Below are 15,551 nucleotides of genomic sequence, written 5' to 3' on the forward strand. Positions count from 1 at the left end.
ATAAGAGATCCCACGATGAGCGAAGATCAAGCAAACGAAAAGGAAGCGTGGTTCACCCTGTCGGGCGACGTCAACAGCGACATGGTGCACCGCGTGTTCGAAGCGGTCGCCCACATGACCGAGGACGGCATCGAGACGGCCCACGTGCTGCTGCAATCGAACGGCGGCTACGTCAGCGACGGCCTGTGCCTGTACAACTTCATGGCGGCCTCGCCGATCGACTTCGTCATGTACAACGGCGGGGCGGTGGCGTCGATCGCCGTGATCCTGTACCTGTCCGGCACGCGCCGCTATGCGAGCGACACGGCGCGCTTCATGATCCACAAATCGCATGCGACGGCGTCGCCCGGCTCGCGTCCCGATGCGCTCAACATCATCGTCGAAGGCTTGCGTGCCGACGATGCGCGCACCGAATCGATCCTGCGCAAGCACGTGGAGCTCACGCCCGAGCAGTGGGGCATCCACCAGTACGGCGACCTGCACCTGACGGCGCGCGATGCCAAGGCCGCCGGCCTGATCGACGACGTGCGCGACTTCTCGCCGCCCAAGGGCGCGAGCCTGCGCAATATCTGAGGAGAGTGCCGGCACCGCGGGGTGCCGGCCTATGGGACGCTGTGCGTGTCCCCGTGGCGCGTGCGTCCACGCACCGCCGACGCACGAACGCATGAAGCCCGCCGCAGCCTGGGCCGCGCGGGCTTCATGCATTTTCCGTGTCCGTCTGGCGGCGCAAGCGCTCAACCGCGCGGGCGCGGCGCGCCGTCGTCAGCGCGAGTTCTTGTGGCTCTGGCGGCCGGCGGCAGCGTGCTGCTCCGGGGTGCCGCCGCGGGTGCCGCTCGACTGCGAGCTCGAGCCGGCCGATGCCGATTGCTGGCTGCCGGAATTCTTGTGGCTTTGCTGGCCGGCCTTGACGTGCTGCTCGTGGGTGCCGCCCTGGACGCCGCCCGAACGCGAGCCCGAACCGGACGATGCCGACTGCTGGCTGCCGGAATTCTTGTGGCTTTGCTGACCTGCTTTTACGTGTTGCTCGTGGGTGCCGCCTTGGTTGCCGGGACGCGAATTTTGATTCGAAGCCATGATCTTTCCTTTCAATATGATTGGTAAAGTGTCCTGCTCGGTGTCCTGCTTCCGGATGCCGCCAGACGTTGATGCCTGCAGCGTTTTCCGGTGAAGCAATGATGCAAGCCCGGCCGTAGAACGGGTATCGGACCGGTCCCTGCACCCTTGTAGGACTAGGGGCATTTCCTTTGGAACGTTTTTTCTACGTAATGTAGAAAGCGCATTTACTTATTTTGCGAATGGTCGCCATTGCACCCGTGGGGTGCGGTTTTTGCTGTCGGGTTAACTCATCCTTAGCATGTTCATTTTCGGCCAGCTACTGCGCAGGACCCATTGGCGGAAGCGTGCACGGCTTGGGCGAGAGCGATGGCTACGGTATAGTCGAGCGGCATTCATCCGTATCGAATCCCATGCTCCTCTGGTCCAATCTTTCCGCGCTGGGCGGCTTGAACGTCACGGCGCTGCTGGCGATTGCCGTCGCTGCCTGGCTGGTGGCCGCCCGCTGCTGGCGCCTGGCGCTGGCGTGGTGCCTGCTGTTCGGCGCCGCGCTCGTGGTGGCGGCCGCCAGCCAGGCAGCCTTCATCGGCTGGGGCGTCGGCATCCGTTCGCTCGCCTTCACGGGCTTTTCCGGCCACGCGACGCGGGCCGCAGCCGTGTTTCCCGTCGCGCTGTTCCTGCTGCTGGAACGGGAAGGGGGCCGCCTGCGCCGCATCGCCGTGGCGGCCGGCGCGGTGCTGGGCGTGCTGGTGGCGCTGGCACGGGTCAAGACGGGCGCCCACTCCGCCAGCGAGGCGCTGGCCGGCTGCGCGCTGGGTCTCGTCACGGCCGCGCTGTTCATCCGCCACGCGAAGAAGGCGCGCGACTGCTCGCCCCGGCCGCTGCTGCTGGGCCTGCTGGCCGCCACGCTGCTGCTGCCGCTCGCCGACCCCATCAACTCGCACCAGTGGCTGACTGCCGCCACGCTGAAACTGTCGGGCCGCGACCGCGTGTACCTGCGCAGCGACTGGCAACCGGCACGCGGCCCCTACGTACCGCCGTGCACGCCGGACCGCATCCGCTTCGACTACCTGTGCACCTGACCGACAATTCGGGGTCAGAGCACATTTCCACCGAAATTCGGGGTCAGAGCACTTTTAGTGGCAATGGCGCTGGGGTATCGACATAAACGACCTCGTCGTTGTCCCACGCGGGTTCGATGAGAAATACCATGCTGCGGGATCTTTCGGCCGATGCGCCGCCGAAGCCTGTATTGGCGGAACTTTCCTCGAAATGTGCTCTGACCCCGAATTGGCCGGAAAATGTGCTCTGACCCCGAATTTTGGCGGTGCAGGTTGTGGCCAAACGGCAAGAGGCAAATGGTATGATGCGGCTTTCCTGTTTTCTGCCCTCCTGAGCAAACGTGCGTCTTTCCTCCATCAAATTGTCGGGATTTAAGTCTTTCGTGGATCCCACCAATTTCCAGGTGCCGGGACAGCTCGTCGGCGTCGTCGGGCCGAATGGCTGCGGCAAGTCGAACATCATCGATGCCGTGCGCTGGGTGCTGGGCGAATCGAAGGCGTCGGAGCTGCGCGGCGAGTCGATGCAGGATGTGATCTTCAACGGCTCCACGCACAGGAAGCCGGCGGGGCGCGCCTCCGTCGAGCTGGTGTTCGACAACAGCGCGGGCAAGGCGGCCGGGCAGTGGGGCCAGTACGCCGAGATCGCCGTCAAGCGCACCCTCACGCGCGACGGCACGTCGACCTACTACATCAACGGCCAGCCGGTGCGCCGGCGCGACATCCAGGACATCTTCCTCGGCACGGGCCTGGGGCCGCGCGCCTACGCGATCATCGGCCAGGGCATGATCGCGCGCATCATCGAATCGCGCCCGGAAGAACTGCGCGTGTTCCTGGAAGAAGCGGCCGGCGTCTCGAAGTACAAGGAGCGCCGCCGCGAGACGGAAAACCGCCTGGCCGACACGCGCGAGAACCTGACGCGCGTGGAGGACATCCTGCGCGAACTGAACGCCAACCTGGAAAAGCTGGAGGCGCAGGCCGCCGTGGCGAACCGCTTCCGCGAGCTGCAGGCCGACCAGGAAGAAAAGCAGAAGCTGCTGTGGCTCCTGCGCCGCAACGAGGCCAAGGCCGAGCAGGCGCGCTGGTTCCAGGAGATGGAACAGGCGCAGACGGGCCTGGAAGAACAGAACGCGAAGCTGCGCCACCTGGAGCTGGAACTGGAGCGCATGCGCCAGGCCCACTTCGCCACCGGCGACCGCCTGCACGGCGCGCAGGGCGCCCTGTACCAGACCAATGCGGAAATCGGCAGCCTGGAAGCGCAGATCAAGTTCGTGGTCGAGTCGCGCACGCGCCTGCAGAACCAGATCGGCACCCTCACGGCCCAGCGCGAACAGTGGCAGAACCAGGCCATGGAGACCCAGGAGCAGATCGAGGAAGCGGAGATGCGCCTCGAAGAGCTGGCGGCACGGGTCGAAGGGGCGCAGATCGCCGTGGAAGCGCACAACGAACGCCTGCCCGACCTCGACGCCGCCTGGCGCGCCGCCCAGGAACGGGCGGGCGAATCGCGCGCGCGCATCATGCAGGTCCAGCAGCGCATCGAGCTCGCGTCCGCGCACCAGCGCAATGCCGGTTCGATCCTGGCCAACCTGGCCACGCGGCGCGAACGCCTGCAGCAGGAACGATCGGGCCTGAACCTGCCGGATGCCGGCCACCTCGACAACCTGCGCATGCAGCTCGAGGAAAAGCAGCTGACGCTGGAAGAACAGACGCTGATACTGGAAGAGGCCGCGAGCCGCCAGCAGGCCGTCGAGCAGGAGCGGCGCGACGCCCAGGCCCAGGTCACGCAGGAAAACGCGGCCAACGCCAAGCTGGAGGCGCGCCTCGCGGCGCTGCGCCAGCTGCAGGAACGCGTGCAGACCCAGGGCAAGGTGCAGCCCTGGCTGCAGAAGCACGAGCTGGATAAACTGCCGCGCCTGTGGCAGAAGCTGGACGTCGAGGCGGGCTGGGAGACGGCGCTGGAATCCGTGCTGCGCGAACGCACGGGCGCGCTCGAGATCTCGAACCTGGACTGGGCGCGCGGCTTCTTCGGCGATGCGCCGCCGGCCCGCATGGCCGTCTACACGCCCGCCAGCGGTGCCGCCGTGCAGCCGGACCACCACGGCCTGAAGCCGTTCGCCACGTTGCTCAAGCTGAACGACCCGGGCCTGCGCGGCCTGCTGGACGACTGGCTGCACGGCGTGTACGCGGCCGACGACCCCGGCACGGCGCTGGCCCAGCGCGCACGCCTGCCGGAAGGCGGCGCCTTCGTCACGCCGAACGGCCACCTGATCACGCGCTCCAGCGTGCGTTTCTACGCGGCCGATGCCGAACAGGACGGGGTGCTGGCGCGCCAGCACGAGATCGACAACATCGGCAAGCAGTTGCGCGCCCAGGCGCTGCTGGCCGACGAGGCCCGCACCCGCGCCGCGCGCGCGGAAGCCGCCGTGACGGAGCTGCAGCGGCGCCTGCAGGAAGGGCGCCAGCGCGTCGCCACGCTGCAGCGCGAAGTGCATGCGCTGCAGATCGACGTGGTCAAGCAGGCCGAGGTCGAGGCCCGCTTCAACCAGCGCAGCGGCCAGATCGGCGCCGACCTCGACGAGATCGCGGCCCAGGAAGCGGAGCAGCGCCAGGCCCAGGCGGAAGCCGAGGCCCAGTTCGAGGAACTGGACATGGAGCTGGCCGAGCTGCAGGGCGCGCACGAGGACGGCCAGGTCGATTTCCAGGAAAAGGAGAGGGCGCTGGCCGACGCGCGCGAGCGCTTGCGCGAGCTGGAGCGCGCGGCCCAGGAAGCCGTGTTCGCGGAAAAGACACAGCGCACGCGCATCGAGGAATTGCGCCGCACGGCCGCGACGGCGGGCCAGCAGGCGGCCCAGGTGCTGGAATCGATCGGCGCGGCGAAGCTGGAGCTGGAAGCGCTGGAATCCGGCACGGCTGCCGAAGGCCTCCAGGACCTGCTGGCGCGCCGCAGCGAACAGGAACAGGCCCTGGCCGATGCGCGCCACGAACTGGACCAGCTCACCCAGCAGCTGCGCGAGGCGGAGGAAGCGCGCATGGGCGCCGAGCGCAGCCTGCAGCCGCAGCGCGAGCGCATCACCGAGATGCAGCTGAAGGAACAGGCCGCACGCCTGAACCAGGAGCAGTTCGCCGAGGCGCTGAAGTCCACCGAGGCCGACGAGGCCGCCCTGTCGGAGAAGCTGAACCCGGACATGAAGCCGTCCTGGCTGCAGGGCGAGGTCACGCGCCTGACCAACGCCATCAACCTGCTGGGCGCCGTCAACCTAGCCGCCGTCGAGGAGCTGGCGCAGGCCACGGAGCGCAAGCGCTTCCTGGACGCGCAGAACAACGACCTCATCGAAGCCATCACGACGCTGGAAGGCGCGATCGGCAAGATCGACCGCGAATCGCGCGACCTGCTGCAGGACACGTTCGACCGCGTCAACGAACACTTCTCCGAACTGTTCCCGATCCTGTTCGGCGGCGGCACCGCGCGGCTCGTCATGACGGGCGAGGAGATCCTCGATTCCGGCGTGCAGGTCATGGCCCAGCCGCCCGGCAAGAAGAACGCCACCATCCACCTGCTGTCCGGCGGCGAAAAGGCGCTGACGGCGACGGCGCTCGTGTTCTCCATGTTCCGCCTGAATCCGGCGCCGTTCTGCCTGCTGGACGAAGTCGACGCCCCGCTCGACGATGCGAACACGGAACGCTTCTGCCGCATGGTCAAGCGCATGTCGGACCACACGCAATTCCTCTTCATCTCGCACAACAAGATTGCGATGGAAATGGCCAGCCAGCTGATCGGCGTGACGATGCAGGAGCAGGGCGTCTCGCGCATCGTGGCCGTCGACATGGAAACGGCCGCCGACCTGGCCGCTGCCTGATCTCTCTTCACTCCTGACGCCGCCATCCGGCGGCGTCGCGCATGCACCAAAATATGGCATCCATCATATTTGCACAATAATGGTGCAGAATTTATCGCATCGATAGTAACTATCAACTTCACCGATCAATAGAATTTATTTATATTGCTATCTCTTTTAGCAAAACAATAGATTGAATCTATGGGAGTGATCAATATGTCGATTGGCCGAATGAGCTTGTGCGCACTGACGCTCGCGAGCGCCCTGCTCGCGTTGTCGCAAGGCGCGCAGACGCAGCAGATCCTGACGAAGGACAACGGCGCCCCGGTGGGCGACAACCAGAACAGCCAGACGGCGGGGCCCAACGGTCCGACCCTGCTGCAGGACGTGCACCTGGTGCAGAAGCTGCAGCGCTTCGACCGCGAGCGCATTCCCGAGCGCGTCGTCCATGCGACGGGCACGGGCGCGCACGGCACCTTTACCGCTACCGACGACCTGTCGGACCTGAGCAAGGCGAAGCTGTTCGCCAAGGGCACGGTCACTCCCGTGTTCGTGCGCTTCTCCACCGTGATCCCGAGCCGCTCGGGCGCCGAGACGACGCGCGATCCGCGCGGTTTCGCCACCAAGTTCTACACGCAGGAAGGCAACTGGGACCTCGTCGGCAATAATCTGCCGATCTTCTTCATCCGCGACGCGATCAAGTTCCCGGACATGATCCACGCCCTCAAGCCCGATCCCGTCACCAACGTGCAGGAGCCGGAACGCGTCTTCGACTTCTTCTCCCACATTCCCGAATCGACTGCCATGCTGACCCGCGTGTACTCGAACTACGGCACCCCGGCCAGCTACCGCGAGATGAACGGCAGCAGCGTGCACGCGCTCAAGCTCGTGAATGCGAAGGGCGACTACGTGTACGCCAAGTTCGCCTGGAAGTCGCGCCAGGGCGAGCGCAACCTGCGCCCGCAGGAGATCCCGCTGGTGCAGGGCAAGAGCACCAGCCACGCCACCGTGGACCTGTACGAATCGATCAAGGCCGGCAAGTTCCCGATGTGGGACCTGACCGTGCAGGTCGTCGAACCGAAGGACATGGGCAAATTCGACTTCGACCCGCTGGATGCGACCAAGGTCTGGCCGGGCGTCCCGGAGCGCAAGGTCGGCACGATGGTGCTGAACAAGGTGCCGGACAACTTCTTCGAAGCGACGGAGCAGGTCGCGATGGCGCCGGGTAACCTGGTGCCGGGCATCGAGGCCTCGGAAGACCGCATGCTGCAGGGCCGCCTGTTCTCGTACATCGACACCCAGCACCACCGCCTCGGCGCCAACTTCCAGTCGCTGCCGATCAACCGCCCGCTGGTCCCCGTCGCGAACAACCACCAGGACGGCGCCGGCAACATCTCGGGCCGCAAGGGCAGCGTCAACTACCAGCCGAGCCGGCTCGACGGCGCGCTGGTCGAAGACACGAACGCGCGCAGCAGCCAGCTGCCGTTGACCGGCACCACCCAGCAGCAGCGCATCGCCAGGACGCTGAACTTCCGCCAGGCCGGCGAGTTCTACCGCTCGCTGAGCGCCCAGGAACGTGACGACCTGATCGTCAACCTCTCGGGCGACCTGAAGCGCGTGAAGAACCAGGACAGCCTGAACACCATGCTGTCCTACTTCTGGAAGGCGGACACGGACTACGGCAAGCGCCTGGCCAAGGCCGTCGGCGTGAGCGGCGACAAGATCGGCGCCCTGGCCGCGGCACTGCAGGACTGACGGCCGTCCACGGCCGCCAGCGACGAGCCACCCCGCGGGGTGGCTTTTTTCGTTCCGTTCGCGGTCCGGCCGCGTGGCGTGGGGGCGCCGTAATTGGTATCATGGCGCTTTTGTGGACAGTTTGGCATGAATGGCCGGAAAATCCGGCCGCGGGCGTGCCTGTTTCTGTACTGCACCGTGACCTTCGGCGTTCATGCTACCCTCACGCTGCCGGCGCCTGCGGGAAGGCGCCGGGGCTTGCCGGTACCGACAACGATATTGAAGAACCATTTACAACAACAAACCGTGCGCTGCATCGTCCCGGCCCCATGCGCCCGGGCCGGTGACGCCTTGCCTGGCCATGCAGGGCAGGGCGCGCAGTACGCCGCATATTTCGCATTCGAGGCACACGCAGCATGACAGATTTCCAAATGAGCCTGATCGCCGCCGGCGGCATCTTCGTCGTCGGCGTCATTAGTTACAACAAGTGGCAGGAGTACAAGGCCAGGAAGAGCGTCGAACGCGCCTTCTCGACGGACCACGACGACGTGCTGATGAGAGGCGGCGCCGCGCCCTCGGCCCGCTTCGACGCCGACATCGAGCGCCACGAGCCGGTGCTGGACGGCGTCCCTCCGGCCGAGCCGCTGGTGCCCGGCCCGGACCTGCTGGCCGAACCGGTCGTGCACGAGCCGCACGCGGCGCCCGCGCCGGCGTCCGCGCCGGCGGGCGCCGCGTCGTCCCCGACGGGCGCCGCAGCCGCGCCTTCCGCCGCGCGCGATCCCGCGCTGGCCGCCGCCGCCGTGCTGCCCGGCGCCAAGCCGGATACGCCGCCGGCCCAGCTGGCCGAGAACCTCGTCGATCCGCTGATCGACTGCATCATCCCCCTCAACGTGGAAGGCGCGCTGCGCGGCGACCGCGCGCTGCCTGCGCTGCTGAAGCTGCGCCGCGTCGGCAACAAGCCGGTGCACTACGTGGGCCTGGCCGTCAACGGCGACTGGGAACCGGTCGTGCACGGCGGCGTGTACACCAAGCTGCAGGCGGGCGTGCAGCTGGCCACCCGCACCACGGCGCTGAACGAACTGGAATACTCGGAACTGGTCACGCGCCTGCGCGCCGTCGGCGACGAGATCGGCGCCGAGCCGGAAGTGCCGGACATGATCGAGGTGATGAGCGAGGCGAAGACGCTGCAGCGCTTCGTCGCGGGCCACGACGCCCAGCTGGGCGTGAACCTCGCCTCGAAGGGCGCGCCGTGGCCGATGTCGACGCTGGTCGGCGCCCTGGAGGCGGCCGGCTTCGACGTGCGCGCGGACGGCAAGTTCGCCATGCCGGACGCCGACGGCCACGTCAACCACCCCTTGTTCACGCTGTCGACCAACGTCAACATGGGCGCCGACACGACGCCGCGCCTGACGCTGCTGCTGGACGTGCCATGCGTGGCGCCGGCCAAGGACGGCTTCGGCCGCATGGTCGCCTGCGCGCGCGACCTCGTGCAGCGCCTGGACGCCACCATCGTCGACGACTTCGACCAGCCGCTGTCGGACGAGACGCTGGACGAGATCGCGGGCCAGGTGCGCGAGTTCTACCAGGAGATGGACGCGGCTGACATCCCGGCCGGTTCCACCCGCGCGCTGCGCCTGTTCGGCTGAGGTGGCGATGAGCGAGGCAATCAAGCCGCCCCGGGACGACCTCGGGCGCATGGCGTGGCTGGTCGAGGAGCTGAACCGCCACATCTACAACTACCACGTGCTCGACGCGCCGACCATTCCCGACGCCGAGTACGACAAGCTGTTCCGCGAGCTGCAGGCGCTGGAAGAACAATACCCGCAGGCCGTGTCGGTCGATTCCCCGACCTCGCGCGTGGGCGCCGCGCCGATCCCCGAGTTCAAGCAGGTGACGCATGCGGTGCCCATGCTGTCGCTGAACAACGGCTTTTCCGACGAGGACATCGACAACTTCGACCGCCGCGTGCGCGACGGCCTCGATACGCCGCGCGCGGTGGACTATGCGGCCGAGCTGAAGTTCGACGGCCTGGCCATGAGCCTGCGCTACGAGGACGGCGTGTTCGTGCAGGCCGCCACGCGCGGCGACGGCTACACGGGCGAGGACGTCACGGCGAACATCCGCACCGTGAAGGTCATCCCCCTGCGCCTGCACGGCAAGGACATTCCCGCCGTGCTCGAGGTACGCGGCGAGGTGCTGATGTTCAAGGAGGACTTCGAGCGCCTGAACGCGCGCCAGCGCGACGCCGGCCAGAAGGAATTCGCCAATCCCCGCAACGCGGCCGCCGGCAGCCTGCGCCAGCTCGACGCGCGCATCACGGCCCAGCGCAAGCTGCGCTTCTTCGCCTACGGCATCGGCGTGCTGGAAGGGGCGCCGCTGCCGGAATCGCATTCGGCCGTGCTGGACTGGTTCGAGCGCCTGGGCTTGCCCGTGTCGAAGGAACGCGCCGTGGTGCAGGGTTGCGAGGGCATGCTGGGCTATTTCCGCGACATCGGCGCGCGCCGCAAGTCGCTGCCGTACGAGATCGACGGCGTCGTCTACAAGGTCGACCGCGTGGCCGACCAGCGCCAGCTCGGCTTCGTGTCGCGCGCGCCGCGCTTCGCGCTCGCCCATAAATTCCCGGCCGAGGAAGCGCTGACCGAGGTGGCGGCCATCGACGTGCAGGTGGGTCGCACGGGCGCCATCACCCCCGTCGCGCGCCTCGTGCCCGTGTCGGTGGGCGGCGTCACGGTTACCAACGCGACGCTGCACAACGAGGACGAGGTAAGGCGCAAGGACGTGCGCGTGGGCGACACGGTCGTCGTGCGCCGCGCCGGCGACGTGATCCCGGAAGTGCTGTCGGTGGTGCTGGAGCGCCGCCCGCAGCCGGCGCCCCCCGTGTACCAGCTGCCGGCCACCTGCCCCGTGTGCGGCTCGCACGTGGTGCGCGAAGAGGGCGAGGCCGTGGCGCGCTGTTCCGGCGGGCTGACCTGCGCGGCCCAGCGCAAGGAAGCGATCCGCCACTTCGCCGGCCGCCGCATGATGGACATCGAGGGCCTGGGCGACCGCTACATCGACAGCCTGGTCGAGGCGGACCTGATCCACGGCGTGGCCGACCTGTACAAGCTGACCCTCGACGACCTGCTCAAGATGAAGCGCCTCGCGGACGAACGCGACGGCACCACGCCCGAGACGGTCAAGCAGGGCAAGGTGGCCACCAAGTGGGCCGACAACCTGCTCGCGGCGATCGCCGCCAGCAAGGCGCCGCCGCTGGAACGGCTGCTGTTCGCGCTGGGCATCCGCCACGTGGGCGAGTCGACGGCGAAGACGCTGGCCGACTGGCTGGGCAGCCTGGCCCTCGTGCGCCGCGCGCCGGCCGCGCTGCTGCGCGTGCTGCCGGACATCGGCGGCACGGTGGCCGAGGCCATCGCCGACTTCTTCGCGGAAGAGAAGAACCAGCAAGCGCTGAACGCGTTGCTGGAGACCGGCGTCGCCCCGCAGGGGGAGCATGCGCCGAGGGCGGCGCTGCGCGAGAAGCTGGACGACGTGCAGTTGCTGGCCGCGCTGGCGATTCCGAAAATGACGGAGCCGCGCGCGCGCCAGCTGCTGGCCGGCGTCACGCTCGACAAGCTGGTCGATTTGCGCGTGTTCGACGTGTTCGGCCTGCCGGAGACGGTGGCCGCAGCGCTGGAGCAGTGGATGGGCTTGCCGGCGAACCGCGATGCACTGGCGGCGCTGGTGGCGCTGCGCCGCGAGCTGCAGGACGCGCTGCCGCAGGAAGAGGCGGCACCCACCGGAGCGCTGACGGGCAAGACCTTCGTCCTGACCGGCACGCTGCCGACGATGAGCCGCGACCAGGCCGGCGCGCTGATCGAGGCGGCCGGCGGCAAGGTGTCCGGTTCCGTGTCCAAGAAGACCTCGTACGTCGTGGCCGGGGCCGAAGCGGGCAGCAAGCTGGAAAAGGCCGAGGCGCTGGGCGTCACGGTGCTCGACGAGGCGGGGCTGCTGGCCCTGCTGGAACAGTCCAAGTAATCATACGAAACCATACGAGGGATGTACGAGAATGACCGCAATTAAGAAAGCCGTGTTCCCGGTCGCCGGTCTCGGCAGCCGCTTCCTGCCCGCCACCAAGGCGCAGCCGAAGGAGATGCTGCCGATCGTCGACAAGCCGCTGATCCAGTACGCGGTCGAGGAGGCGGTGGCCGCCGGCATCAACGAACTGGTGTTCATCACGGGCCGCAACAAGCGCGCCATCGAGGACCATTTCGACAAGGCCTACGAGCTCGAGTCCGAGCTGGAGGCGGCCGGCAAGGAAGGGCTGCTCAAGCTGGTGCGCCAGGTGATCCCCAAGAACGTCAGCTGCATCTACATCCGCCAGTCCGAGCCGCTGGGCCTGGGCCACGCCGTGCTGTGCGCCCGCCCGGTGATCGGCAGCGACCCGTTCGCCGTGCTGCTGGCCGACGATTTCATGGACACGGCCGACGGCCACAAGCCCGTGCTGGCCCAGATGACGGACCTGTACGCCTACGAGAAATGCAGCGTGCTGGCCGTGCAGGACGTGCCGCGCGCGCATACGCGCCAGTACGGCATCGTCAGCGCCAGCCCCTACCGCCCCGACCTGGAGCTGGTTTCCGGCATCGTCGAGAAACCGCAGCCCGAGGACGCGCCGTCGACGCTGGCCGTGGTCGGCCGCTACGTGCTGTCCGGCGCCATCTTCGACCACCTGGCGACGCTGGGCACGGGCGCCGGTGGCGAGATCCAGCTGACCGACGGCATCGCCGCCCTGATGGCGCGCGAGCGCGTGCTGGCCTACCGCTACGCGGGCCAGCGCTACGACTGCGGCTCCAAGCTGGGCTACCTGAAGGCGACGGCGGCGATCGGCATGAAGCACCCGGAAACGGCCGCCGGCTACCGCGAATTCCTGCATCAGCTGTGCAAGGAGAACCCGTAATGGCCATCCGCGAGATCCTCAGGATGGGCGACCCGCGCCTGTTGCGCGTTGCCGAGAAAGTGACCGCATTCGACACGCCGGAACTGCACGCGCTGGTGGCGGACATGTTCGAGACCATGCACAGCGTGGACGGCGCGGGACTGGCCGCGCCGCAGATCGGCGTCAACCTGCAGCTGGTGATCTTCGGCTTCGGCAAGAACCAGCGCTATCCCGATGCGCCCGCGGTGCCGGAGACCGTGCTGCTCAATCCCGTGCTGACCCCGTTGTCCGACGAGATGGAGGAGGGCTTCGAGGGCTGCCTGTCGGTGCCGGGCCTGCGCGGCAGCGTGCCGCGCTACACGAAGCTGCGCTACGAAGGCGTCGACCAGTACGGCAAGCCGATCAGGCGCGAGGTCGATGGCTTCCACGCGCGCGTCGTGCAGCACGAGGTCGACCACCTGCTGGGCATCCTGTACCCGATGCGCATCAAGGACTTTTCCCGCTTCGGGTTCACCGAAGTGATGTTCCCCCACCTCGACCCGAAGGCCGACGATTGAACGCTTCCCGCATCCTGCAGGCCCTCGCCGTGGCGGGCCTGCTGACCGGCACCGCCGCCCAGGCCCAGGAACAGACCCAGGAACAGGCCTCCTCCACGTGGTACAGCTGGATCGATCCGGCGCCGAAGAGCGAGCTGTGGGTCGACACCGGCTTCGCCACCTGGCACTTCGACCGCGACAAGGACCTGAACGGCGCCAACAAGGGCCTGGGCGCCGAATACCGCTTCTCCGGCACGATGGCCGCCGCCGTCGGGCGCTTCTACAACAGCGACCGTGAATGGTCGAACTACGCGGGCGTGATCTGGCAGCCGTGGGCCGTCGGCCCGGTACGCGTGGGCGCCGCGCTGGCGGCGTTCGACGGCTACCCGCGCATGCGCGACGGCGGCTGGTTCCCGGCGGCGATTCCCACGCTGACCTACGAGTACCAGCGCGTGGGGGTGAACGTGGGGATTATCCCGAGCTACAAGGACCGCTTGTACGGCGGGATTTCGGTGCAGTTGAAGCTGAAGCTGTTCTGACGCTTGCGCGGCTGAACACCGGGGTCAGAGCCCTTTGAACAGCAACACCGGGCTCTGACCCCTCCGCAACTTATTTCGACGCAGGATACGGCGACTGGCCGCCCTCCGCGATGAACGTGTCGATGCGCGCCTTCAGCACCGGCAGCGGCACCGAGCCCAGTTGCAGCACCGTGTCGTGGAAGGCGCGGAGGTCGAACTTTTCTCCCAGCGCGGCCTGCGCCCTGGCGCGCGCTTCCATGATCGCCATCTGGCCCAGGTAGTAGCTCAGCGCCTGTCCCGGCCAGGAGATGTAGCGGTCGACTTCCGTCTCGATCTCGTGGTCCGACAGCGCCGTGTTGTCGTGCATATAGGCCTGCGCCTGTTCCCGCGTCCAGCCCATCGCGTGGATGCCCGTGTCGACGACGAGGCGGGCGGCGCGCCAGGCCTGGTAGCTCAGCATGCCGAAAGTCTCGTACGGCGTTTCGTAGATCCCCATCTCGCTGCCCAGGCGCTCGCAGTACAGCGCCCAGCCTTCGCCATAGGCCGAGATGTAGGCGCGGCGGAACGGCGGCACGCCCTGCTGTTCCAGCGCCACCGGCATCTGGAAGGCGTGGCCCGGGGCCGATTCGTGCAGCGTCAGCGCCGGCAGGCTGTACAGCGCGCGCGCCGGCAGGTTGTAGGTGTTCACGAGGTAGATGCCGGGGCCGCCGCGCGCGGACGTGTAGTAGGGCGCCTGGTCGGGCGGGACGGGCACGATGGCGAAGCGGCGGCGCGGCAGGTAGCCGAAGTACTGGTCGGCCTTGCCGTCGAATTTCTTGGCGATCCAGGCCGCGCGCATCAGGAGTTCCTCCGGCGTCTTCGCATAGAACTGCGGGTCGCTGCGCAGGAAAGCGAGGAAGGCCGGCAGGTCGCCCTTGAAGCCCGCCTTGTCCATCGTCTGCCCCATCTCGGCGCGGATCTTCGCCATCTCCGCCAGGCCGACCTGGTGGATCTGCTGCGCCGTCATGTCGGTCGTCGTGAACTCGACGATCTTCGACTGGTAATAGGCCTTGCCGTCCGGGAGGGTTTCGGCGGCGAGCGTCGTGCGCGCCCCGGGGAAGTACTCGGCCTGCACGAATTTCAGCACCGTCGCGTAGGCCGGCTGCACCCGCTCGGCGATCAGCCGCGTCCCCTGCGCGCGCAGTTCTTCCTGCACGGCGGCGGGCATCGTCGCCGGCATCTCCTTGAACGGCGAGTAGAACACGGTGTCCTGCGGCGTCTTGGCGCCGGCGACGTTCACGAGCGGGGCCTCGCGGCCCGTCAGCGTCACCTTCGGCGGCGTGAAGCCGCGCGCCAGGCCGGCGCGCATATTGTCCGTCTCCTCGGCGAAGTAGCGGGGCAGGTCGGCTAGCTGCTGCAGGTAGGCGCGGTATTCGGCCTCCGTCTTGAACGGCTTCCTGGCGATGTAGGTGATGTCGCTCCAGAATGCGCTGTCCGCGTTCACGGGCTGTTCGTATTCGCGGAAGCGCTGGGCTTGCACGAACGCCGCGATCTGGGCGCGGTAGACGGCGTAATCGATCCTGCGCGGCGCCGACAGCTGCTCGGGGCGGATCGCATCGAGGCGGCGCAGCACGTCCTGCCAATAGGCCAGGCGCGCCGCCTGGGTGCGCGCATCGACGCGCGCCAGTTCGCCGCGCAGCGCGCGCGGGCTGTCCTCGTCCCACGCCAGGCCCTGCTCGAGCCGCCACTTCCATTCCGCCTGCCAGATTGCCTGGAAGCGGCCATCGGCGGGACCGGCCTTGGCTGCCGCCGGCGCCGCCCATGCAGGGGCGGCGGGAACGAGGGCAGCCGACAGGGCGAGGGACAGTGCGGCGGCGAGCAGGGTCTGCTTCATGGTCTTCCTGTTGAGTGGTGGAGCAGCGATCTTA

General features: G+C 67.7%; 12 protein-coding genes. 9 read left to right on the plus strand and 3 right to left on the minus strand.

Annotated elements, in window-relative coordinates; all coding sequences use genetic code 11:
- Window positions 1–15 precede the first annotated feature (15 nt).
- Window positions 16–573, plus strand: coding sequence for a ClpP family protease (locus ACI1V7_RS05270; protein ID WP_404530689.1), 558 nt, complete (start codon window positions 16–18; stop codon window positions 571–573).
- A 189-nt stretch (window positions 574–762) separates the two neighbouring features.
- On the opposite strand, the gene ACI1V7_RS05275 is transcribed toward ACI1V7_RS05270, so the two are convergent.
- Window positions 763–1,074 (minus strand): hypothetical protein, encoded by a 312-nt coding sequence (locus tag ACI1V7_RS05275; RefSeq protein ID WP_404530690.1) that lies wholly within the window; start codon window positions 1,072–1,074, stop codon window positions 763–765.
- 392 nt (window positions 1,075–1,466) lie between these two features.
- Here ACI1V7_RS05275 and ACI1V7_RS05280 point away from each other — a divergent pair, with 392 nt between their 5' ends.
- Entirely contained in the window at window positions 1,467–2,135 is a 669-nt protein-coding gene (locus ACI1V7_RS05280) for a phosphatase PAP2 family protein (protein WP_404530691.1), read from the plus strand.
- A 43-nt stretch (window positions 2,136–2,178) separates the two neighbouring features.
- Here ACI1V7_RS05280 and ACI1V7_RS05285 read toward each other — a convergent pair whose 3' ends face one another.
- Window positions 2,179–2,508, minus strand: coding sequence for a hypothetical protein (locus ACI1V7_RS05285; RefSeq protein ID WP_404531575.1), 330 nt, complete (start codon window positions 2,506–2,508; stop codon window positions 2,179–2,181).
- Between ACI1V7_RS05285 and smc the strand changes: the two genes are divergently transcribed.
- From smc to ACI1V7_RS05320, 7 genes are all read left to right on the plus strand, one after another.
- Entirely contained in the window at window positions 2,456–5,968 is a 3,513-nt protein-coding gene (gene smc, locus ACI1V7_RS05290; RefSeq protein WP_404530692.1) for a chromosome segregation protein SMC, read from the plus strand. The two genes, ACI1V7_RS05285 and smc, sit on opposite strands and share 53 nt — an antisense overlap.
- Before the next feature lie 210 nt (window positions 5,969–6,178).
- Window positions 6,179–7,702 (plus strand): catalase, encoded by a 1,524-nt coding sequence (locus ACI1V7_RS05295; protein WP_404530693.1) that lies wholly within the window; start codon window positions 6,179–6,181, stop codon window positions 7,700–7,702.
- A 395-nt stretch (window positions 7,703–8,097) separates the two neighbouring features.
- On the plus strand, window positions 8,098–9,327 hold the full coding sequence (locus tag ACI1V7_RS05300) for a cell division protein ZipA C-terminal FtsZ-binding domain-containing protein (protein ID WP_404530694.1): 1,230 nt from the start codon (window positions 8,098–8,100) through the stop codon (window positions 9,325–9,327).
- A gap of 7 nt (window positions 9,328–9,334) precedes the next feature.
- Window positions 9,335–11,692: an NAD-dependent DNA ligase LigA gene (ligA, locus tag ACI1V7_RS05305; RefSeq protein ID WP_404530695.1), complete on the plus strand. Its 2,358-nt coding sequence runs from the start codon at window positions 9,335–9,337 to the stop codon at window positions 11,690–11,692.
- 31 nt (window positions 11,693–11,723) lie between these two features.
- On the plus strand, window positions 11,724–12,611 hold the full coding sequence (galU, locus tag ACI1V7_RS05310; protein ID WP_404530696.1) for a UTP--glucose-1-phosphate uridylyltransferase GalU: 888 nt from the start codon (window positions 11,724–11,726) through the stop codon (window positions 12,609–12,611).
- Window positions 12,611–13,147, plus strand: coding sequence for a peptide deformylase (gene def / locus ACI1V7_RS05315; protein WP_404530697.1), 537 nt, complete (start codon window positions 12,611–12,613; stop codon window positions 13,145–13,147). The genes galU and def overlap by 1 nt, the downstream gene beginning before the upstream one ends.
- On the plus strand, window positions 13,144–13,665 hold the full coding sequence (locus ACI1V7_RS05320) for a hypothetical protein (protein ID WP_404530698.1): 522 nt from the start codon (window positions 13,144–13,146) through the stop codon (window positions 13,663–13,665). The genes def and ACI1V7_RS05320 overlap by 4 nt, the downstream gene beginning before the upstream one ends.
- Before the next feature lie 70 nt (window positions 13,666–13,735).
- Here the strand turns inward: ACI1V7_RS05320 and ACI1V7_RS05325 are convergent, their stop codons facing one another.
- A complete protein-coding gene (locus tag ACI1V7_RS05325) occupies window positions 13,736–15,517 on the minus strand; it encodes a DUF885 domain-containing protein (RefSeq protein WP_404530699.1) in 1,782 nt (593 codons plus the stop codon).
- Window positions 15,518–15,551 lie beyond the last annotated feature (34 nt).

The organism is Massilia paldalensis (genome assembly GCF_044901715.1).
In the GTDB taxonomy this organism is placed as follows: Bacteria; Pseudomonadota; Gammaproteobacteria; order Burkholderiales; family Burkholderiaceae_D; genus Telluria; species Telluria paldalensis.